20 protein-coding genes are annotated in these 19707 nt (G+C 66.9%); 10 read left to right on the top strand and 10 right to left on the bottom strand.

Annotated features, from left to right (window positions below; genetic code table 11):
• Positions 1–81 precede the first annotated feature (81 nt).
• The 3 genes from PVW49_RS05450 (at position 82) to msrB (ending at position 1919) form a co-directional block, all read left to right on the top strand.
• On the top strand, positions 82–636 hold the full coding sequence (locus PVW49_RS05450) for a sigma-70 family RNA polymerase sigma factor (protein ID WP_048530659.1): 555 nt from the start codon (positions 82–84) through the stop codon (positions 634–636).
• Complete coding sequence (locus PVW49_RS05445) at positions 633–1313, top strand: anti-sigma factor (protein WP_074835304.1); 681 nt, start codon at positions 633–635, stop codon at positions 1311–1313. The genes PVW49_RS05450 and PVW49_RS05445 overlap by 4 nt, the downstream gene beginning before the upstream one ends.
• A gap of 132 nt (positions 1314–1445) precedes the next feature.
• On the top strand, positions 1446–1919 hold the full coding sequence (msrB, locus tag PVW49_RS05440) for a peptide-methionine (R)-S-oxide reductase MsrB (RefSeq protein WP_048530660.1): 474 nt from the start codon (positions 1446–1448) through the stop codon (positions 1917–1919).
• Positions 1920–2030: 111 nt separating this feature from the next.
• Here the strand turns inward: msrB and PVW49_RS05435 are convergent, their stop codons facing one another.
• On the bottom strand, positions 2031–2663 hold the full coding sequence (locus tag PVW49_RS05435) for a DnaJ domain-containing protein (protein ID WP_048530661.1): 633 nt from the start codon (positions 2661–2663) through the stop codon (positions 2031–2033).
• A gap of 75 nt (positions 2664–2738) precedes the next feature.
• Between PVW49_RS05435 and PVW49_RS05430 the strand changes: the two genes are divergently transcribed.
• A complete protein-coding gene (locus PVW49_RS05430; RefSeq protein ID WP_074835302.1) occupies positions 2739–2999 on the top strand; it encodes a BolA family protein in 261 nt (86 codons plus the stop codon).
• Between the two features lie 54 nt (positions 3000–3053).
• Here the strand turns inward: PVW49_RS05430 and PVW49_RS05425 are convergent, their stop codons facing one another.
• From PVW49_RS05425 to PVW49_RS05410, 4 genes are all read right to left on the bottom strand, one after another.
• On the bottom strand, positions 3054–3503 hold the full coding sequence (locus tag PVW49_RS05425; RefSeq protein WP_274590080.1) for a DUF4177 domain-containing protein: 450 nt from the start codon (positions 3501–3503) through the stop codon (positions 3054–3056).
• 154 nt (positions 3504–3657) lie between these two features.
• On the bottom strand, positions 3658–3780 hold the full coding sequence (locus PVW49_RS05420; protein ID WP_274590079.1) for a hypothetical protein: 123 nt from the start codon (positions 3778–3780) through the stop codon (positions 3658–3660).
• Positions 3781–3963: 183 nt separating this feature from the next.
• Positions 3964–5475 (bottom strand): Asp-tRNA(Asn)/Glu-tRNA(Gln) amidotransferase subunit GatB, encoded by a 1512-nt coding sequence (gatB, locus tag PVW49_RS05415; RefSeq protein ID WP_074835299.1) that lies wholly within the window; start codon positions 5473–5475, stop codon positions 3964–3966.
• Positions 5476–5587: 112 nt separating this feature from the next.
• A complete protein-coding gene (locus PVW49_RS05410) occupies positions 5588–6874 on the bottom strand; it encodes a hypothetical protein (RefSeq protein ID WP_274590078.1) in 1287 nt (428 codons plus the stop codon).
• Between the two features lie 160 nt (positions 6875–7034).
• Between PVW49_RS05410 and PVW49_RS05405 the strand changes: the two genes are divergently transcribed.
• On the top strand, positions 7035–7757 hold the full coding sequence (locus tag PVW49_RS05405; RefSeq protein ID WP_053083338.1) for a hypothetical protein: 723 nt from the start codon (positions 7035–7037) through the stop codon (positions 7755–7757).
• A gap of 7 nt (positions 7758–7764) precedes the next feature.
• On the opposite strand, the gene PVW49_RS05400 is transcribed toward PVW49_RS05405, so the two are convergent.
• The 3 genes from PVW49_RS05400 to PVW49_RS05390 form a co-directional block, all read right to left on the bottom strand.
• Positions 7765–8526, bottom strand: coding sequence for an HpcH/HpaI aldolase family protein (locus PVW49_RS05400; RefSeq protein WP_274590077.1), 762 nt, complete (start codon positions 8524–8526; stop codon positions 7765–7767).
• 30 nt (positions 8527–8556) lie between these two features.
• Complete coding sequence (locus PVW49_RS05395) at positions 8557–9330, bottom strand: gamma-glutamyl-gamma-aminobutyrate hydrolase family protein (RefSeq protein ID WP_048530669.1); 774 nt, start codon at positions 9328–9330, stop codon at positions 8557–8559.
• A gap of 295 nt (positions 9331–9625) precedes the next feature.
• Positions 9626–11770, bottom strand: coding sequence for a malate synthase G (locus PVW49_RS05390; protein WP_274590076.1), 2145 nt, complete (start codon positions 11768–11770; stop codon positions 9626–9628).
• A gap of 238 nt (positions 11771–12008) precedes the next feature.
• On the opposite strand from PVW49_RS05390, the gene PVW49_RS05385 reads away from it, so the two are divergent.
• Positions 12009–12482 carry an SRPBCC family protein gene (locus tag PVW49_RS05385; RefSeq protein WP_274590075.1) on the top strand — a complete coding sequence of 158 codons (474 nt, stop codon included), beginning with the start codon at positions 12009–12011 and terminating at the stop codon, positions 12480–12482.
• Here PVW49_RS05385 and purD read toward each other — a convergent pair.
• Complete coding sequence (gene purD / locus PVW49_RS05380; RefSeq protein WP_274590074.1) at positions 12479–13741, bottom strand: phosphoribosylamine--glycine ligase; 1263 nt, start codon at positions 13739–13741, stop codon at positions 12479–12481. The genes PVW49_RS05385 and purD overlap by 4 nt on opposite strands.
• A gap of 71 nt (positions 13742–13812) precedes the next feature.
• On the opposite strand from purD, the gene xseA reads away from it, so the two are divergent.
• The 4 genes from xseA (at position 13813) to PVW49_RS05360 (ending at position 17743) form a co-directional block, all read left to right on the top strand.
• Positions 13813–15354 carry an exodeoxyribonuclease VII large subunit gene (xseA, locus tag PVW49_RS05375; RefSeq protein WP_274590073.1) on the top strand — a complete coding sequence of 514 codons (1542 nt, stop codon included), beginning with the start codon at positions 13813–13815 and terminating at the stop codon, positions 15352–15354.
• Positions 15355–15412: 58 nt separating this feature from the next.
• Positions 15413–15841 carry a VOC family protein gene (locus PVW49_RS05370; protein ID WP_274590072.1) on the top strand — a complete coding sequence of 143 codons (429 nt, stop codon included), beginning with the start codon at positions 15413–15415 and terminating at the stop codon, positions 15839–15841.
• Positions 15842–16157: 316 nt separating this feature from the next.
• Positions 16158–16778 carry a hypothetical protein gene (locus PVW49_RS05365; RefSeq protein WP_274590097.1) on the top strand — a complete coding sequence of 207 codons (621 nt, stop codon included), beginning with the start codon at positions 16158–16160 and terminating at the stop codon, positions 16776–16778.
• Between the two features lie 254 nt (positions 16779–17032).
• Positions 17033–17743, top strand: a complete 711-nt coding sequence (locus PVW49_RS05360; protein WP_048530676.1) for an alpha/beta fold hydrolase — start codon at positions 17033–17035, stop codon at positions 17741–17743.
• Between the two features lie 120 nt (positions 17744–17863).
• Here PVW49_RS05360 and PVW49_RS05355 read toward each other — a convergent pair whose 3' ends face one another.
• The gene (locus PVW49_RS05355; protein ID WP_274590071.1) at positions 17864–19684 is read right to left on the bottom strand and encodes a M3 family oligoendopeptidase; all 1821 of its coding nucleotides are present in this window, start codon (positions 19682–19684) and stop codon (positions 17864–17866) included.
• Positions 19685–19707: the final 23 nt, after the last annotated feature.

Below are 19707 nucleotides of genomic sequence, written 5' to 3'. Positions count from 1 at the left end.
TTCGATCGGCTCTTGCTTCGGCCAAGTCGTGGCCTATCCTGTGGACCGAGCGCAGCGCGAACGACTTAAGGAACGACAGACGTGACGGCCCAGGACCTTGATGCATTGTTGACCCGGGTCTCGATGGCCGACCGCAAGGCCTTTGCCGCGCTCTATTCCGCCACCTCGGCGAAACTTTTCGGGATCTGCCTGCGTATCCTCAAGGACAGGGCAATGGCCGAGGATGCGCTTCAGGACATCTATGTCAAGATTTGGAAGCGCGCCGACGCCTATCAGCCCGGCCGGGTTCAGCCGATGACGTGGCTGATCACGGTTGCCCGCAACCACGCCATTGACCTGCTGCGCAAGCGACGCACAGCCGCCACCGACAACGCCGAAGGAGACGAGACCCGCATCGACCGTCTCGAAACCCATGAGCCCGGCCCGGCCGAGCAGCTGCTGCAAAAGGACACCCGGGCGCAGATCTCCGCCTGCCTCGACGAACTGGCCGATGAAAAGGCCGAGGCGGTGCGCCAGGCCTATCTCTACGGGGCCACCTATGCCGAACTGGCGGCGCATTTCGCGGTGCCTCTGAACACCATGAGAACCTGGCTGCGCCGCAGCCTGCAAGCCTTGAGGACCTGCCTGAGCCGATGAGCGACCCGACCGACACCCCTGACGACGATTCCGTGCTGGCCGCGGAATACGTGCTCGGGCTTCTGTCCGAGGCCGAAGAGGATGCCTTTGCCCGGCGGCTGTTCCTCGAGGCCGAGCTGCGCTGGCTCTGCGACGGCTGGAGCGAGTATTTCGCCGCGCTCGCCGACGAGGCGGCGCCGGTGACGCCCCCCGCCGCGCTCTGGCCGGCGATCGAGAAGCGCGTCTATGGCCCGCCGATGCCGGTCTGGCGGCGGCTCAACCTCGGCACGGCGGTGATCGGCACGGCGCTGGCGGCGGGGCTGGCCTTTGCAGCCCTGCGTTTCGGCTGGCTGCTGCCCGAGCCGCTGCCGCTGACCGCCGAGCTCACCAGCGAAACCGCCGGCGAAGTGGCGCGCATCGCGCTCGACCCCGAAAGCGGTTCGGTCACGGCCGAGCTTGTGGGGCTGTTCCCCGAACCCGGCCGCGCCCGCGAGCTCTGGCTGATCCAGGGCGACAACCCGCCGGTCTCGCTTGGCCTGCTGGCGCCGGGCACCGTGGTGGCCTTCGAACTGCCCGAAACGCTGCGCGCGGCGCTCGAGGGCGCGGTGCTGGCGATCTCGGACGAACCGGCCGGCGGCTCGCCCACCGGTCAGCCCACCGGCGCGGTTCTGGCGGCGGGGTCGGTCACCGCATCGTGACCGTCCCGTGACCGCCGGGGCGAAACTTTCCCGGCTTTGGAACGTCTTATCTCCTGAACCCCGGCGCACCGCAGCAGGCCGGCCACGCCCCGCGCGCGGCCCCCGCGGCGCGCCTCCGCAAAGGAGACGACCATGCCCCTCCATCGACGCCAGTTTCTTGCCACCAGCGCCGCCGCGGCGCTCTTGCCCGCCGCCACCCGCGCCCAGGACGACAGTTTCGAAGTCACCCGCAGCGAAGAGGAATGGCGCGCCATGCTGACCGATCTGCAATACGAGGTGATGCGCGAGGAGGGCACCGAACCGGCCTTCTCCTCGCCGCTGCACGACAGCAAGGCCAAAGGCATCTACCATTGCCGCGGCTGTGACCTGGCGGTCTATTCCTCCGAGCACAAATACGACAGCGGCACCGGCTGGCCGAGCTACTGGCAGAGCCTGCCGGATGCGATCCGCACCAAGGAGGACCGCAAGCTCCTGTTCATCGTCCGCACCGAATGCCACTGCCGCCGCTGCGGCTCGCACCTCGGTCATATCTTCGACGACGGCCCCGAGCCCACCGGAAAACGCCATTGCCTCAATGGCGTCGCCCTGACCTTCCAGGCCGCCTGACGGCCCTTGTCAACAGAAGAAGGACCGGCCCGCATGACGCAGGGCCGGTCCTTCTTCTGCTCCCAAATACCGCCGGGGGCAGAGCCCCCGGAACGCCAGCCGCGGGCGGGCCTATTTGTCCGGGAAACTCCGGCTGTCCTTGATCTGGTCCCAGGCCCACATGACCTCGCCCAGCTGCTCTTCCTGGCTGCGGTCGCCGCCGTTCATGTCCGGGTGCAGCACCTTGATCAGCGCCTTGTAGGCCTTGCGGATCTCGACCTTGGTCATGCTCTCCTTGGCCTCGAGAATCTCGATTGCCCGGCGCTCGGTGGGCGGCAGCCTGCGGCCGCCGCTGGCCGCGCCGCGTCCGGGGTTGCGGGTGGCATTCTGGCCCAGCACCTGATGCGGATCCTCGATGCCCAGCCGCGCCCAGGCCTTGGCCTCGGGATCGCGCCAGCCCTTGGTCTTTCGCTCCCAGACCTTGTCGGCGCTTTCCTGGGCATTCATCTCGGCCTCGGTCTTGCCGTCGAAGAAGCTCCATTTCGCATTGTATTCGCGCACGTGGTCCTTGCAGAACCAGAAGAAATCATCGAGCACATCGGGCGCCTTGGGCGCGCGATACAGGCCCTTCTCCTGGCATCCTTCATGGTCGCAGACCCGGGTCGAGGTCTCGGACGCACCGGACATGCCACGCCGGCCGCGCGGATTTTTCTTCTTGGCTGAGGACACGGACATATCAAATCCGAAGGGGTCTGATTTACTCATGGTTCGCACCTTTTCGACTCGGACGTGGCAGTTTAGACCATCGGCAACCAGAGGGAAGGGGCCGAGGGGAAAATCATGTCGAGATCAGAAGAAATTCGCCAACGGCTCATGGCCGCATTTGCACCGGCCGAGCTGCATGTGGAAGATGACAGCGAGGCCCATCGCGGCCACGCCGGATATCAGGAGGGCGGCGAGAGCCATTTCCGCGTGCGCCTGCGCGCAGAGGCCTTTGCCGGCCAGTCCCGCATCGCCCGCCACCGCGCCGTTCACGCCGCGCTGGGCCCCGATCTGATGGCCGCGATCCACGCCCTGGCGCTCGATCTCGACACGCCCTGAGGCCCGCCGCCGGTCATCTGCTCCCGCAGGGGGGCACCCCGTTGCCGGGGCCGCTCACGCCTTCGGCGGTTGCTCACGGCCGTCGTCGGGGGCTTCGCCATCCGTCTCGGTCGCATCGTCGCGCCCGGCCTCCACAGCCGCCGCCACGTCGCCTTCCTCAAAGCGGGCATCCTGCGCCGGTGGTGTCTCCTGCACCGCCCGCGCCGCATCGAGCACCGGGATCTCCTTGGGCGGATCGAGCAGTCGCGGCTCGAAGGCCGCGACCTCGTCCTCGCGGGCCCGCCGGAACACCAGCAGATTGCGGAAAACCGAGGTCTTGCCCGACAGCCCTTGGCGCTCTTCGCTGGGCAGGGTCTCGGCGCGGACATATTCCCAGCCGTCCTCGGCCAGATCGTTCAGCACGGATTCCAGCGCAAAGGCGAACCGGCCTTCGGCGCCCTTCACACCCCGGGCCTTGCGCCCCTGGGCGGGGGCGGGAACCACCTTGTAATCATATCTCGTCATGGGCGCCCAAGAGCATACTTCGGCGTCAAGCGCAATCGCTCTCGCCGGACCGGGGCACCCCATGGCGCCAGAGTGGCCGGTCGCGGCGCGACGTCAGCCAAGGTTCGGTGTCAGGGCGCAATCGGTGTGGCGCGCCGCAAAGGCGCGGATCACGTCATTTGGCAGGGTGGCGAAGGCAGGCGGGTTCGAGCCGGCGGGTGTCCCGCTTGCGGATGAGAAAATCCACGCCCAGAACCGCCAGCGCCATCAGGGGGACTGCGATCTCAAAGCTGGTCATCGGGCTCCTCCTTGCGAAGCATACCCGGAATATAGTGCGAAAGGCCGTAAAATGCCAGTCCGATGCCGCCCCAGCGCGCGCAGGATGGCACCGCCGATCGCCCCGGCGCACTGGCATGGGGGAAGCCGGCCAGCGGCTTCCCACGTTTGTTCTGGATCAGCAGCGCGTCGCCAGACGCAGGGCTCAGAGCCCCAGCTTGGCGCTCACGATCTCGTTCACCGCCTTGGGGTTGGCCTTGCCACCGGTGGCCTTCATCACCTGGCCGACAAACCAGCCGGCGAGCTTGGGGTTGGCCTTGGCCTTCTCGACCTGCGCCGGGTTGGCGGCGATCACCTCGTCCACCGCCGTTTCGATGGCGCCGGTGTCGGTGACCTGCTTCATGCCGCGCGCTTCGACGATCTGCGCCGGATCGCCGCCCTCGGTATAGACGATCTCGAACAGATCCTTGGCGATCTTGCCCGAGATGTCGCCCTTCTGGATCAGCGCGATGATGCCGCCGAGCTGTTCCGGCGAGACCGGGCTGTCGGCCAGCGCGTGGTCTTCCTTTTTCAGCCGGCCAAAGAGCTCGTTGATCACCCAGTTGGCCGCCATCTTGCCGTCACGGCCTTCCGCCACCTTCTCGAAGTAATTGGCCGAGGCGGTCTCGGAGGTCAGCACCGAGGCGTCGTAATCCGACAGGCCGTAATCGGCGATGAACCGCGCCTTCTTTTCGTCCGGCAGCTCGGGCAGGGTGTTCCGGATGTCGTCCACCCAGCCCTGTTCGATCTCCAGCGGCAGCAGGTCGGGGTCGGGGAAGTAGCGATAATCATGCGCCTCCTCCTTCGACCGCATCGACCGGGTCTCGCCCTTGTCGGGATCGTAGAGCCGGGTTTCCTGATCGATCGATCCGCCGGCCTCCAGGATGGCGATCTGGCGCTTGGCCTCGTAATCGATCGCCTGCTGGATGAAACGCATCGAGTTCATGTTCTTGATCTCGCAGCGGGTGCCGAGATGGCTGAAATCCTGCGTCGCCTGGTATTTCTCGTACTGGCCCGGCAGACAGACCGAGACGTTGACATCGGCCCGCAGGTTGCCGTTTTGCATGTTGCCGTCGCAGGTGCCGAGATATTGCAGGATCTGGCGCAGCTTGACCACATAGGCCGCCGCTTCCTCGGGGCCGCGGATGTCGGGACGGCTGACAATCTCCATCAGCGCCACGCCGGTGCGGTTGAGATCGACGAAGGACATGTTGGGATCCATGTCGTGGATCGATTTGCCGGCGTCCTGCTCGACGTGGATGCGCTCGATCCGCACCTTGCGCGCGGTGCCGTCGCCCATCTCGACCAGCACTTCGCCTTCGCCCACCAGCGGCTCGTAAAGCTGGCTGATCTGATAGCCCTGCGGCAGGTCGGGATAGAAATAGTTCTTGCGGTCGAAGGCGCTCTTCAGGTTGATCTGCGCCTTGAGGCCCAGCCCGGTGCGCACCGCCTGTTCGATGCAATATTCGTTGATCACCGGCAACATGCCGGGCATCGCCGCATCGACAAAGGCGACATTGGCATTGGGCTCGGCGCCGAATTGCGTCGAGGCGCCGGAAAACAGCTTGGCCTGAGAGGACACCTGGGCATGGACCTCCATGCCGATCACCAGCTCCCAATCGTGTTTCGCCCCGGCGATCATCTTGGGTTTGGGGGTCTCATATGTCAGGTCCAGCATGGCCGTCTCCTTCGCGCTCGGAACGAAACGGGTTCTAGGGCAGGGGCGGGAGGGGGGCAAGAGGCAGTTCCCGGTTCCGCCCCGGTGCCGGCCGCCCAGCCCGGCCCCCGGCTCAGGGCGCCGGGCTGGGCTGGCCCTGGATGCGGCGAAGCTCGCGGGCCAGCACCGTGCTCAGCGCCTCCCAGGCCTGGCGGGCGCCGATCTCGGCGCCGCCCACATGGGCGCTGCCGGGGGTGGCATAGCCGATGTCGGTCAGCGACCAGACCCAGCCATGGGTCTCGCGCATGTCGCTGCGGATCAGACGGGTGCGCATCTTGTCCAGCAGCCGCCGCTGGCTGCGGTCGGGGCCGGTCTCGCGCGTCAGAAGCTGGCTCAGGCAGGCGGCAAAGAGGTTGACCATGTGCTGGCCGGGGTGACGGCGCAGGATATCGTCGATGGCTTCAACGAAATAGCCCGCGTCCAGCGCCGTGAAGGCCGCCGGGTCCTGCAACAGCGCATCAAACCAGACCCAGGCATATCCGCCGCTGCCCCAGGTCTCGCCGGTCACCGCCGCCATCCGGCGCGCAGCCAGGTCAAGCGCCTCGTAGCTGCCGAACCAGCAGGGCAGGAGGTGCAGGCCGAAGGCGCGCATATGGCCCGGCATGCCCGGCGCCAGGCCGATCAGCGTTTCGTAACGGTCCACCACCTGGCGTTCGGCCCCCGGCTGGCCGGCCAGAAGCGCGCAATGCGTCGAGGCCAGCAGCGGCGAGCCGGCGGCGGCGTCGGTATATGGCGCGAGGATCGCCTCGGCGCGGGCAAAGGCGCTGCGGAAGGCGGCGACATGCTGTTCCGGGCGACCGCGCCGCCAGCCCTGCTTGTACCAGGCCCAGCCGGCATCCATGTGGCTCAGCGCCACCACGGCGGCGCAGCCCGGGTCGGGCGCCAGATCGGCGGCGATATCGTCCAGCGCCTGAAGCCCGGCAAACATCCGGTGGCCGCGCGACAGGGCGCCGGCGGAAGAGGCGCTTTCGAAGGCGCGGGCCAGGTCAGACCGCGCGCCGGCGGCCAGAAGTTCGGCCTCGGGCGTGCCGGCGACGGTGGCGCCCCGGCGGGCATCGGCGGCGGCGACCTCGGCGCACAGAGCTTCCCATCGCTCCTGGCGGGCCAGATCGCGACCGCGGTCGAGCAGCGCCTGGCAATCGGCAAGCTCGCGGGTCTGGTCGCGCAGGGGGCGGCCGAGCTGGGCGAGACGCGCAGCGGAAAAGCCCGCCGGATCACCCTCGCACCCCGGTGCAAGAGCCGATCCCGGCTCCGATTTGCGGCCCGATCCCCGGCCGGCGCGGCGGGCGGGCGCGCGGGCGGCGGCCTGGCGCAGCGCGGATCGGGTTTTGTCTGTAATCGAAGTGAGGGTCTCGAACATCTGTACAACCAGTCGGCAATATTTCGCTGCGAACACACTGGCCGGCGTTTGGGGCGTGGTCATGGCAGGAGAAAGATAGACAATGGCAGCAACCCGACAGAGAGCGCCGCTTTGCGGCAATGATCTGTCTTTTGTATCGCTTTTTGTTGAGGTTACCTCGATGCACCGCGGATTGTTGCTGATTCTGCTGATCGTGCTGCCAGTCACCCTGGCCGCCGAAGAAACCGTTCTGGCCAGCGTCGAGTCGACTCGCCTGGCCCCGGCCTCGACGCGCCTGGCGCCGGATCAGAGCCCGCGGCCCGCCCCGCGCAGCCTGCGCGACCCGCGGATGCGCTGGCCTGCCGGCACCCGCGAGGCGGCGCTCTGGACGCAGGTGATGCTCAGCGCGCTGGAAAAAGGCCACGCCCGGCCGTTGATCGAAACGGTGCCGCGCGACATCGCCCAATGGTGCCCGGCCTATCCCGACAACCCGGCGCCGGCGCGGGCGGCCTTCTGGGCCGGCTTCGCCTCGACCCTGGCGAAATACGAGAGCACCTATCGCCCGCAGGCCGTCGGCGGCGGCGGGCTCTGGCACGGGCTGCTGCAAATCCTGCCGGGCACCGCGCATTTCAACAAATGCACCGCCACCACCGGCCCGGCGCTGCGGGACGGCGCCGCCAACCTCTCTTGCGCGCTGCGGATCATGGCGCGCACGGTGCCGCGCGACCAGGCGATTTCGCTCAAGGACAGCCGCTGGCGCGGGGTGGCGGCGGATTGGGGGCCGATGCGGTCGGAACCCAAGCGCCGCGACATGGCGCGCTGGCTGAGCCAGCAGAGCTATTGCCAGCCGATCCAAAGCACCCGCCCGCGCCTGCGCCCGGCAAGCTGGCCGCCGACGGTCTAGGCCGGGCTCAGTCCCAGCTTTGCCGCAGCGCGACCGCCGCGCGCCGCATCAGCACCGAATCGATGCCGACGGCCAGAAAGCTCCCTCCGGCTTCGGCCACTTCCGCCACAAAGGTCTGATTCGCCGAAAGAAATCCCGCCGGCTTGCCCGCCGCCACGATCCGGCGCACCGCGTCGCAGACCGCGGCGCGCACTTCCGGGCGGCCGGTCTCGCCGGGAAACCCCATCGAAGCGGCAAGGTCGGCGGGGCCGACGAAGATGCCGTCGACCCCGTCGATGGCCGCGATCTCTTCGATGTTGCGGGCGGCGGCTTCGGTCTCGACCTGAACTAGCAGGCAGATCTCGTCATTGGCCTGCTGGGTGTAACCTTCGATCGCGCCCCATTGGCTGGCCCGGGTGGTGCCGGCCACACCGCGGATGCCCAGCGGCGGATAGCGCACCGCCGCCACCGCCGCGCGGGCCTCTTCGGCGGTCTGCACATAAGGCACCAGAACCGTTTGCGCGCCGGCATCCAGCAGCCGCTTGATCTCGACCGGGTCGTTCCAGCCGGGACGCACCACCACAGAAGTCGGGTAGGGGGCCGCCGCCTGCATGAGCGGCAGCATGGCGCGGGGATCGACCGGCGCATGTTCGCTGTCGATCAGCAGCCAGTCGTAGCCGCAGCCGGCCAGCAGTTCGACCAGCCCGCCGTCGGGCAGGGTGCTCCAGAAACCGATCTGGCGTTGGCCGGCTTTCAGGGCGGCCTTGAAGGCATTGCGTGGCAGGTCCATCGGGGGCGTCCTTGTGTTTTCCGGGAAGTCTCAGGCGCTGGCGCGCAGCGGCCGGCGCGCCTCGGACCAGGCGCGCACCGCGTCGCCAAAGGCGGAGAACAGCGGCCGCGACACCGGATCGTTGGCCGCATCCCATTCCGGATGCCATTGCACCGAGAGGGTGAAGCCCGGCGCATCCTGGATATAGGCGGCCTCGGGCGTGTCGTCGGGCGCCCAGCCATCGATGACAAAGCGTTTGCCGGCCTGCATCACCCCCTGGCCATGCAGGGTGTTGGTCATCACTTCCGGCGCGCCCATCAGCCGGTGAAAGACGCCACCTTCCGTAAAGCGCACCTTGTGGCGCAGGGCGAATTTCTCTTCGATGGTGCCGTCGGGCGGCATCCGGTGGTTCATCCGCCCCGGCAGATCGCGGATTTCGGGGTGCAGGGTCGAGCCCATGGCCACCGCCACCTCCTGATAGCCGCGGCAGATGCCAAGGAACGGCTGGCCGCGCTCGACACAGGCGCGCACCAGCGGCAGGGCAATGGCATCGCGGGCCCGGTCAAAGGCACCATGCGCCTCGGTCGCGGCCTCGCCATATTCCTCGGGGTGGACATTGGGCCGCCCGCCGGTGAGCAGGAAGCCATCGCAGGTTTCCAGGAGTTCGGCCACCGTCAGAAAGCGGGGATCGGCCGGGATCAGCAGCGGCATGCAGCCTGAGACCAGCGAGATCGCCTCGGAATTCATCGTGCCACCCGCGTGCGCCGGATATTGATCGTTGATCAGGTACTGGTTGCCGATGATGCCGACAATGGGGCGGGCCATGCGGATCCTCACTCAAAGGGGTTCGGCCCAATATAAGGCGGCGGCGCATGGCTTTACAACGGCCAAGGCCTGTGCGCTTCCGCAGCGTTCCTGTGCAGGAAGGGCCCGGCCGCCCGGCGGCACCGCCGTGCACGGAAAACCTTGCGAAAGGCTTGATGCGCCGCGCGGAAAGGTCCTAATTTTTCGTTAAATAGTAAGTGGTTATGCCCTTATCTCCGGGTAAGCGTTCCCACCCGTCGGGCGGGCATCCCTGCCCACCCTGCCACTCGCGCCCGGGCCGCGCCCGACCCGGGGGTCAGCCCTGCGCTGCCTTCAGCTCCAGCCGCCGGGCGTGTAGCACCGGCTCGGTATAGCCGCTCGGTTGCTCGCGCCCCTTGAACACCAGATCGCAGGCCGCCTGAAAGGCGATGCTGTCGAACCGCGGCGCCATCGGCCGATAACCGGGCTCGCCTTGGTTCTGGCTGTCGACCACGGCGGCCATTTTTTCCATGGCGGCACGCACCTGCGCCTCGCTCACCACGCCATGGTGCAGCCAGTTGGCGATGTGCTGCGCCGAGATCCGGCAGGTCGCCCGGTCCTCCATCAGCGCCACGTCGTTGATGTCGGGCACCTTGGAGCAGCCGACGCCCTGATCGATCCAACGCACCACGTAGCCAAGAATGCCCTGGGCGTTGTTCTCGACCTCGCGGCTGATCTGATCGGCGGTCCAGGCACGATAGGAGGCCAGCGGAATGTCGAGGATGGTTTCCACATGCGCCCGCCGTCCGGCTTTCTTCAGCTTGTCCTGCACCGCGAAGACATCGATCTTGTGGTAATGCAGCGCGTGCAGCGTGGCCGCGGTGGGCGAGGGCACCCAGGCGCAATTGGCGCCGGATTTGGGGTGCTCGATCTTGGCCTCCAGCATGGCCGCCATGGCATCGGGCATCGCCCACATGCCCTTGCCGATCTGCGCCTTGCCCTGAAGCCCGCATTCCAGCCCGATATCGACATTGCGGTTTTCATAGCCGGTGATCCAGGCCTTGCGCTTGATGAAATCCTTGCGGCTGAAGGGCCCGGCCTCCATCGAGGTGTGGATCTCGTCGCCGGTGCGGTCGAGGAAGCCGGTGTTGATAAAGGCCACCCGGTGTTTCGCGGCGCGGATGCATTCCTTGAGATTGACCGTGGTGCGGCGCTCTTCGTCCATGATGCCGATCTTGACGGTGTGCCTGGGCAGGTCCAGCGCCTGCTCGACATGGTCAAAGATCGCATCGGCAAAGGCCACTTCCTCGGGCCCGTGCATCTTGGGCTTGACCACATAGACAGAGCCATGGGTGGAATTGCCGCCGTCGCGGTTCAGGTCATGCCTGGCGATCAGCACCGTCACCATGGCATCCATCAGACCCTCGAAGATCTCTTCGCCATCGCGGGTCAGGATCGCCGGATTGGTCATCAGATGGCCGACATTGCGCACCCAGAGCAGGGCGCGGCCCTTGACCGTCACCTCTTTGCCCTCGGGGCCGACGTAGCTGCGGTCGGGGTTGAGCTGGCGGGTCAGGGTCTTGCCGCCTTTCTGGAAGCTGGCCTCCAGATCGCCTTTCATCAGTCCGAGCCAGTTGCCATAGGCCAGCACCTTGTCCTCGGCATCGACGCAGGCCACCGAATCCTCGCAATCCATGATCGCCGAAACCGCGCTCTCGATCACCACATCGGCCAGACCGGCCTGATCGCGGGCGCCGATCATGTGGGTGCGGTCGAACACCAGCTCGACATGCAGGCCATGATTGCGCAACAGAACCGCCTCGGGCGCCTTGGGATGGCCGCGATAGCCGGCGAACTTGTAGGGTTCGGCCAGCGGCATGTCGTCGATCAGCAGCGCGCCGTCCTGAACGTGATAGCGCCGCGCGTCGGCATGGCTGCCGCCGGCGATCGGAAAGGCCTCGTCGAGGAACACCCGGGCGCGGGCCACAACCCGCGCGCCACGGCCGCGATCGTAGCCCCCCTTGGGCGGCAGCGCGCCCATGGCGTCAGTGCCATAGAGCGCGTCGTACAGCGATCCCCAGCGGGCATTGGCGGCATTGAGCGCAAAGCGCGCATTGGTCACCGGCACCACCAGCTGCGGGCCGGGCACCAGCGCGATTTCGGGGTCCACATGCGTCGTCTCGATATGGAAATCCGCGCCCTCGGGCAGCAGATAGCCGATCTGTTCGAGGAACGCCTTGTAGGCCTTGGCATCATGCGGCTGGTTGGCGCGGCCCTTGTGCCAATTGTCGATCTGGCTCTGGATCTCCTCGCGCTTGTCCAGCAGGGCGCGGTTCTTCGGCCCCATCTCATGCGCGAGATCGGAGAGACCCTGCCAGAAATCCTCGGCTGAGACCCCGGACCCCGGCAACGCCTTATCCTCGATGAACGCGGCCAGAACCTCGTCTACCGCCAGTCCGGCCCGGTCAACACGTGTGCTCATGGTCTTGGTCTCCGCTTTGGTGCGCAATGGTATACCACATCCCTTAAGGCATGTGGCGCGGGGCGGGCAAGCTCTGTACCACGCCGGATGACGAATGGACCTTTCGGCTTTCCCGAAGAATGCCCCTGTCGATCCGCCCGCTCGGGCCGAGCTCTTGCCTGTGACGGGAAATGCTGACTAGTCTCGCCTCATTCACCACCGACTCTCTTGTTCACCCTAACATAACAGGACACCGGTCATGCAGCTCGATCCCGACACCGACCTGACCTTTACCCGCACCCTGCCTGTGCCGCCGGCGCTGGTCTGGGCGTGCTGGACCTCGGCCGACCATATCCCGCATTTCTTTGTACCCAAGCCGCACAAGGTGGTGGCCTGCGACATCGATCTTCGGGTCGGCGGGCGTTTCAACACCACCTTCGAGGTTGACGGCAACCGGATGGAAAACCACGGCGTCTATCTCGAGATCGTGCCGGAACGCCGCCTGGTCTTTACCGATGGCTACACCGAAGGCTGGAAGCCGACCGAGGATCCTTTCATGACCGCGATTCTCGACCTCGCGCCAACCAAGGAGGGCGGCACCAGCTATACCGCCACCGCCCGCCACCGCACGGCGGAAAAGGCCAAGGCCCACAAGGATATGGGCTTTTACGAAGGCTGGGGCGTGGTGGCCGATCAGCTGGTCGACTACGCCCGGACGCTGGAGCGCGTCTAGAGCGCGCGCCAGCCGATGTCGCTGCGGTAGAAGCCGCCGGGCCAGTCGATGGCCTCGACCATCTCATAGGCCCGGGCGCGGGCCTCGGCCAGTGTCGCGCCGCGCGCGGTGACATTCAGCACGCGGCCGCCGGTCGCGGTGATCTGACCGTCCCTGGCCGTGGTGCCGGCGTGAAACACCATGTGGCTGCTGTCTACCGGGAGGGCGTCCAGTCCCTTGATCACGCTGCCCTTTTCGTAGGAACCGGGATAGCCCTTGGCGGCCATCACCACGGTCATCGCATGATCTTCGGCCCAGTTGACCTGGGCGGCGTCAAGCCGTTCTTCGGCCGCCGCATGCATCAGGTCGAGCGCCTGCGCGCCCAGCCGCAGCATCAGCACCTGGCATTCGGGGTCGCCGAAGCGGACATTGTATTCCACCAGCCGCGCGCGGCCGTCCTTGATCATCAGCCCGGCATAGAGCACGCCCTGATAGGGCATGCCGCGTTCGGCCATCACCCGGAGCGTCGGCTTGACGATCTCTTCCAGCGCCTGCGTGGCGATTTCCTCGGTCAGCACCGGGGCGGGCGAATAGGCGCCCATGCCGCCGGTGTTGAGCCCGGTGTCGCCTTCGCCGACCCGCTTGTGATCCTGCGCCGTGCCGACGGGCAATGCGGTGGTGCCGTCGCAGAGCACGAAGAAACTGGCCTCTTCGCCCGCCATGAATTCCTCGATCACCACTTCCGCTCCGGCTGCGCCAAAGGCGCCGCCGAACATGTCATCGATGGCATCCAGCGCGGTCCGGACATCCGTTGCCACGATCACGCCTTTGCCGGCGGCCAGGCCGTCGGCCTTGACGACAATCGGTGCGCCCTGCTGGCGGATGTAATCCTTGGCTTTCTCGGCATCGGTGAAATGCGCGTAGCCGGCGGTCGGCGCCTCTGCCGCGTCGCAGATTTCCTTGGTAAAGCTCTTCGAGGCCTCGAGCCGCGCCGCCTCTTTCGAGGGGCCGAAGACCAGCATCCCGGCGTCGCGCAGCCGGTCGGCCACCCCTTTGGCCAGCGGCGCCTCGGGGCCGACGATGACGAAATCGATGGTTTCGGCCTCGGCCAGCGCCAGCACCGCGCCGGCGTCTTCGATATCGATTGCGGCGCAGGTGGCAATCTGGGCAATGCCGGCATTGCCAGGTGCCACGATCAGCTTGTCGCATTTCGGGTTTTGCAGCGCCGCCCAGGCCAGGGCGTGCTCGCGCCCGCCGCTTCCGAGAATGAGGATGTTCATGGGCGCTCTCCGCTTGGCCTTTGTTGCGTGGCGTTTTAGGGTCCGGGCCGAGCAGATACAAGCGAGCCAAGATGTCCGACCTGATCGACGACGCGCCAGAGGGCCTGAACGCACCGGAATTCAGCGTTTCCGAAATATCGGGGGCGATCAAACGGGTGATCGAGGGCGAGTTCGGCCATGTCCGCATTCGCGGCGAGGTGGGCCGGGTATCGCGGCCCCGATCGGGCCATATCTACCTCGATCTCAAGGACGACCGTGCGGTGATCTCGGGGGTCGTCTGGAAAGGCGTGGCGGCGCGGCTGACCACCTTGCCCGAGGAGGGCATGGAGGTGGTGGCGACCGGACGGGTGACGACATTTGCAGGCCAGTCGAAATACCAGATGGTGATCGACGACATCAAGCCGGCTGGCGTCGGCGCGCTGATGGCGATGCTGGAAAAGCGCAAGGCGCTGCTCGAGGCGGAGGGGCTCTTTGCCGCGGATCGCAAGAAGAAACTGCCGTATCTGCCTGAGATCATTGGTGTTGTCACTTCTCCCAGCGGGGCGGTGATCCGCGATATCCTGCACCGTCTGCGCGACCGGTTTCCGCGCAAGGTGCTGATCTGGCCGGTCGCCGTGCAGGGCGCCAAATGCGCCCCCGAAGTGGCCCGCGCGATTGCCGGCTTCAACGCGCTGAGCCCCGGCGGCGCGCTGCCCCGGCCCGATCTTCTGATCGTGGCGCGTGGCGGCGGTTCGATCGAGGATCTCTGGGGCTTCAACGAGGAAGTGGTGGCGCGGGCGGCGGCGGCCTCGGAGATCCCGCTGATCTCGGCGGTGGGGCACGAAACCGACACCACGCTGATCGATCACGTGGCCGACCGCCGCGCACCGACGCCCTCGGCGGCGGCGGAAATGGCGGTGCCGGTGCGGCTCGAGCTGCTGGCCTGGCTTGAGGGTCAGGGCGGGCGGCTGGCGCAGGGACTGACCGGTGCCCTGGCGCAGCGCGGCCAGCGGCTTCGCGATCTGTCACGTGCCCTGCCACGGGCGGAAACGCTGGTCGAAGGGCCGCGCCAGAGGCTCGACACCTGGGGCGACCGGCTGCCGGTGGCGCTCGAACGCGGGGTGGCGCGGCGGCGGGTGACGCTTTCGGAATGCGCCGGCGCCTTGCAGGTTTCGGCGTTGCGGCGCATGCTGACGAACGAGCAGCGGCGGCTGGATCACCTGGCGGCGCGGCTGGCGCCCGCGCTCGAGCGCGGGGTGGCGCGCAAATCCGAGCAACTGGCCGGATTGCGGATTTCCACACGGGCCGTGGAAAAGGATATTTTCCATCAGAAAGAACGGCTTGAAAGGGCCTTTTCACGTATTACGGACGCCGGCGCGCGGCAGGTCGGCGAGCTGCGGACCCGGCTGGAGGCCACCGACCGATTGCGCGAAACGCTGGGGTACAGGGCGACCCTGGCGCGCGGCTATGCGGTGGTGCGCGGCGACGCCGGGCTGGTGACCTCCAAGGCGGCGGCGGAACAGGCCACCGGCCTCGAGATCGAATTTGCCGATGGCCGGCTCAAGCTCGGCTCGGGCAAACCGGCGCGCGGCAAGCCCCCGCGGAAACCGTCGGAGCAAGGCTCGCTTTTTTGACCGGACATTTGCAGGTGTTCATGTTATGTTCACGCCATGTAAACCTTTGGAGGTCACGATGGAACAGCGCGTATCCCTGATTACCCTCGGCGTGCAGGACATGGCGAATACGGCGGCGTTTTACGAGCGGCTGGGCTGGGCGCGGGTCGAATCGCCTGATGGCGTGGTGGCCTTCGACCTGATCGGCCAGACGCTGGGGCTGTATCCGCTGGACGCCCTGGCCGAGGATATCGGCGTCGCGGCCGGCACCCTGGGGCGCGGCGCGGTGACGCTGGCGCACAACCTGCGCAGCAAGGAGGAGGTGGACGAACTGATGCAACGGGTCGAGGCGGCGGGCGCCACGGTTCTGAAAGCGCCGCAAGAGGCGTTCTGGGGCGGCTACCACGGCTATTTCGCCGATCCCGAGGGCGCGATCTGGGAAGTGGCGTTCAATCCGTTCGCGTCGCTGGCCGAGGACGGGGCGTTCTGTTGGAACGGCTATGGCTGAGCGGGCCTTGACGTGGTGCCCGGGGCCGGAACGGGTGCCTGGCATGAGCCGGCTGTCCGGTTTCGAACGGGGGCGGTGCCCTGAGCGCGGGCGCGCTTCGAAAACCTGCCGTCGCCTTTGGTGCCGGGTCGTGAACGGGGGCCAGGAGCAGAGGCGCCGGGACCAGAGTGAATGCCGGTCCATTGGCCGGCGCGGGTTTTGAGAGCCTGTCGGGCGTTGGCACCCTGTCGGTCCTTGAAATCCGTCAGGCCGGAAGCGGAGGGGTGACGGCAATGGAACATCGCGCGGTGGCAGGCTGATGCGCAAACCGGCCAGCATGTGGAGCCTCGAGACGCTGGGGCGCGTGCGGCTGAGCCGGTATTTCTACATGCGGGAGTTTCTCTATTCCGAGATCGGCAACATTCACCGCATCCCCAATATTCCCGAGCGCCCCGATCTGGCGCTGGAACGGGGGCGGGCCTTTTGCACCGAGTTGCTCGATCCGCTGGAGGAAACCTTCGGCCGGGTGGCGGTGCGGTCGGGTTATCGCGCGCCGGGGCTGAACCGGTTCGGCAATGAAAACCGGCTCAACTGCGCCCGCAACACATATCCTCAGGAATGCCACATCTGGGATATCGAAGCGGTTCCGGTTGCCGGCGCGAGCATCGTCCTTCCCTGGTTTGCCGATCAGTTCGAGGCCGGCCGCGACTGGCGCGACCTGGCCTGGTGGCTGCACGATCACATCGATTATTCCGAAATCTGGTTCTTTCCAAAACTCTGCGCCTTCAACCTGTCGTGGCGGCCCGCGCCCTGGAAGGTGATATCCAGCTATATTGCGCCGCGCGGCACGCTTTTGCGCCGCGGCGCGGCGCCGGCGGAAAGCCGGGCCCAACGGCAGGCGCGCTATGCCGATTTCCCGAAGTTCCGCGCCCTCCGCCTGCCGGGCAGCGGGGAATAGCCGGGTCGCACATAATGTTTGCGCGGCGCGGGAGGGGCGCTCAGATGCAGGATATTCGTCACGCGGCCCAGGGCTTTACAGCTCCCCGCCGGGCCGGTGGCTGACGGTTGACGTTACGGCATCGGCGAAAGGCCACCGGCCCCCGTGTGGGCGAGCGATTTCCCGCTGTCATCCGGCATCGCCTGCGTTAGTCTCCGCCCGGACCCTGCGGCCAACGCGGGGCGGGCGAAATGAGAGAGAGCAGGGCCCTAGCGATGCGCGAACCGCTGGTATTGTTGCCGGGATTCATGTGTGATGCGCGGGTCTTCGGGCCCCAGGTCGCGGCGCTCAGCCGCGACACGCCGGTGATGGTGGCACCGGTCACCGAGGGCGACCGCATCGAAGAGATCGCCTCGTCGATCCTGACGGCGGCGCCGGCCAAGTTCGGCGTCGCGGGCATGGGGTTTGGCGGCGCGGTGGCGATGGAGCTGGTCCGCCGCGCGCCGGAGCGGGTGACGCGGATCGCTCTGATCGACGCCTCGCCACTGGCCGAGACGCCGCAGGATGCCTCGGCCCGCGAGGCGCGGATCATCCGGGCGCGCACCGGCCGGCTGCGCGAGGTGCTGGAAGAGGACATCGTCACGGCCGGGCTTGCGGTGTCGCCCTACCGCGGCGACGTGCTGGCGCTGGCGCTCGACATGGGGCTGCATCTGGGCGCCGATGTCTACACCCGGCAGAGCCGCACGCTGATGCGGCGCAAGGACCAGCAGGCGGTGATGCGCAAGTGCAAGGCGCCGGCGCTGGTTGTCTGCGGCGCCGAAAACGCGGTGTTGCCGGTGAAGCGGCACGACTTCCTCGCCACGCTTATCCCGAATGCCCGGCTCGAGGTGATCGCGGGCGCCGGCCATATGGCGGCGCTGGAGCAGCCCGAGGCGGTGATCAACGTGCTCCGCGCCTGGCAGCGCCAGCCGCAGACGGTGTCATAGCGCCCGGCCCACCGGGCGCGGGCGTGATGCCCGCCCGCTTCCGTTTCAGCCCGGCGCAGGGCCTGCATGGTCCGGGCACTCGGAAGGCGGGCGGGCTTGTGCCATTTGAAAGACCGGGCGTCAGTCTTCCATCGCTTCGAGCTCGTCGATGAAGCCTTCGATCATCGAAAGCCCCTTGTCCCAGAATGCCGGGTCCGAGGCGTCGAGGCCGAAGGGCGCCAGAAGCTCCTTGTGGTGCTTGGAGCCGCCGGCCTTGAGCATGTCGAAATACTTCTCCTGAAAGCCCTCGGGCGCGGCCTCGTAGGCGGCATAAAGTGCGTTCACCAGCCCGTCGCCGAAGGCATAGGCATAGACGTAGAAGGGCGAATGCACGAAATGCGGGATATAGGCCCAGAAGGTCTCGTAGCCCTCCATGAAGTCGAAGACCGGCCCGAGGCTTTCGGCCTGCACCGACATCCAGAGCGCGTTGATGTCCTCGGGCGTCAGCTCGCCGCCGCGGCGGGCGTCATGCAGCTTGCATTCGAAATCGTAGAAGGCGATCTGCCGGACCACGGTGTTGATCATGTCCTCGACCTTGCCGGCGAGCAGGATCTTGCGGGCCTCCTTGGTCTCGGCTTTCTCCAGCATCTTGCGGAAGGTCAGCATCTCGCCGAAGACCGAGGCGGTTTCGGCCAGGGTCAGCGGCGTCGACGACAGCATTTCGCCCTGATCGGCGGCCAGCCGCTGGTGCACGCCATGGCCCAGTTCATGCGCAAGCGTCATCACGTCGCGTGGTTTGCCGAGGTAGTTGAGCATCACATAGGGGTGGACGTCGGTCACCGTGGGATGGGCAAAGGCGCCGGGCGCCTTGCCGGGTTTTACCCCGGCGTCGATCCAGCCGTCGTTGAAGAAAGGTTCGGACAGCTCGGCCATGCGCGGATCAAAGCCGGCATAGGCCTCCTGCACAATCTCGCGTGCCTCGTCCCAGCCGACGATTTTTGTCTCTTCCATCGGCAAAGGCGCGTTGCGGTCCCAGACCTGCATGCGGTCGAGGCCCAGCCACTTGGCCTTGAGCGCGTAATAGCGGTGCGAGAGGCGCGGATAGGCGGCGACCACGGCATTGCGCAGCGCCTCGACCACTTCGGGCTCGACGTCGTTCGACAGGTGCCGTCCGGCCTGGGCCGAGGGCATCTTGCGCCAGCGGTCGATGACCTCCTTTTCCTTGGCCTGGGTGTTGTGGACGCGGGCAAAGGTCTTGATGTTGTCCTGGAACACCCGGGCCAGCTCGCGGCTGGCGGCCTCGCGCTTGGCGCGGTCCTGTTCGGTGAGCAGGTTGAGCGTCGCCTCGATGCCCATTTCCTCGCCGTCGACCTCGAAGTGAAGCCCGGCGATGGTCTCGTCGAAAAGCCGCTCCCAGGCGTCGCCGACGACGCCGAGATCATGCAGGAACTTTTCCAACTCGTCCGAGAGCTGGTGATCCTTCATCGCGCGGATGCGGCGGAACACCGGGGCATAGCGGGCGAGATCGCGGTTCTGCTCCAGCAGCCCGGCGAGGTGATCATCCTCGAGCCGGTTGAGCTCGAGCGTGAAGAACACCAGCGGGGTGGTGTAATTGGTGATCTTTTCCTGGCAATCCGACATGAACTTGGCGCGGGCGCCGTCGGTGGTCTGCTGGTAATAGCGCAGGCCGGCAAAGGACATGATGCGCCCGGCGATGGCGCTGATCTTTTCGTTGCGCTGGACGCAGGTCAGGAAGGCTTCGGCCGAGAGCGTGGCAAGCTTGCCTTCGTAGTCACCGGCAAAAGCGGCGCATTCCTGCTCCAGCCAGTCGAGATCGCGGGCCAGCTCGGGCGCGTCCTCGGAGGCATAGAGATCGGTCAGGTCCCATTCGGGCAGATTGCCGAGGTCGCGCGCGCCGCCGCCTGCATTGGCGTCACGGACGGGAAAGGGGAGGTGCAGCATGAAATTGGCCTTCTGTTCTGGTT

The organism is Marinovum sp. PR37 (genome assembly GCF_028807375.1).
GTDB lineage: Bacteria > Pseudomonadota > Alphaproteobacteria > Rhodobacterales > Rhodobacteraceae > Marinovum > Marinovum algicola.
Note: the sequence above shows the minus strand (reverse complement) of the source record. Positions and strands in the feature narration are given on the sequence as shown.

Bases quoted from the DNA above. Each gene is read 5' to 3' on its own strand.
- PVW49_RS05445 (WP_074835304.1), top strand. From the start codon at position 633: ATGAGCGACCCGACCGACACCCCTGACGACGATTCCGTGCTGGCCGCG.
- msrB (WP_048530660.1), top strand. From the start codon at position 1,446: ATGCCCCTCCATCGACGCCAGTTTCTTGCCACCAGCGCCGCCGCGGCG.
- PVW49_RS05435 (WP_048530661.1), bottom strand. From the start codon at position 2,663: ATGAGTAAATCAGACCCCTTCGGATTTGATATGTCCGTGTCCTCAGCC.
- PVW49_RS05430 (WP_074835302.1), top strand. From the start codon at position 2,739: ATGTCGAGATCAGAAGAAATTCGCCAACGGCTCATGGCCGCATTTGCA.
- PVW49_RS05425 (WP_274590080.1), bottom strand. From the start codon at position 3,503: ATGACGAGATATGATTACAAGGTGGTTCCCGCCCCCGCCCAGGGGCGC.
- PVW49_RS05420 (WP_274590079.1), bottom strand. From the start codon at position 3,780: ATGACCAGCTTTGAGATCGCAGTCCCCCTGATGGCGCTGGCGGTTCTG.
- gatB (WP_074835299.1), bottom strand. From the start codon at position 5,475: ATGCTGGACCTGACATATGAGACCCCCAAACCCAAGATGATCGCCGGG.
- PVW49_RS05410 (WP_274590078.1), bottom strand. From the start codon at position 6,874: ATGTTCGAGACCCTCACTTCGATTACAGACAAAACCCGATCCGCGCTG.
- PVW49_RS05405 (WP_053083338.1), top strand. From the start codon at position 7,035: ATGCACCGCGGATTGTTGCTGATTCTGCTGATCGTGCTGCCAGTCACC.
- PVW49_RS05400 (WP_274590077.1), bottom strand. From the start codon at position 8,526: ATGGACCTGCCACGCAATGCCTTCAAGGCCGCCCTGAAAGCCGGCCAA.
- PVW49_RS05395 (WP_048530669.1), bottom strand. From the start codon at position 9,330: ATGGCCCGCCCCATTGTCGGCATCATCGGCAACCAGTACCTGATCAAC.
- PVW49_RS05390 (WP_274590076.1), bottom strand. From the start codon at position 11,770: ATGAGCACACGTGTTGACCGGGCCGGACTGGCGGTAGACGAGGTTCTG.
- PVW49_RS05385 (WP_274590075.1), top strand. From the start codon at position 12,009: ATGCAGCTCGATCCCGACACCGACCTGACCTTTACCCGCACCCTGCCT.
- purD (WP_274590074.1), bottom strand. From the start codon at position 13,741: ATGAACATCCTCATTCTCGGAAGCGGCGGGCGCGAGCACGCCCTGGCC.
- xseA (WP_274590073.1), top strand. From the start codon at position 13,813: ATGTCCGACCTGATCGACGACGCGCCAGAGGGCCTGAACGCACCGGAA.
- PVW49_RS05370 (WP_274590072.1), top strand. From the start codon at position 15,413: ATGGAACAGCGCGTATCCCTGATTACCCTCGGCGTGCAGGACATGGCG.
- PVW49_RS05365 (WP_274590097.1), top strand. From the start codon at position 16,158: ATGTGGAGCCTCGAGACGCTGGGGCGCGTGCGGCTGAGCCGGTATTTC.
- PVW49_RS05360 (WP_048530676.1), top strand. From the start codon at position 17,033: ATGCGCGAACCGCTGGTATTGTTGCCGGGATTCATGTGTGATGCGCGG.
- PVW49_RS05355 (WP_274590071.1), bottom strand. From the start codon at position 19,684: ATGCTGCACCTCCCCTTTCCCGTCCGTGACGCCAATGCAGGCGGCGGC.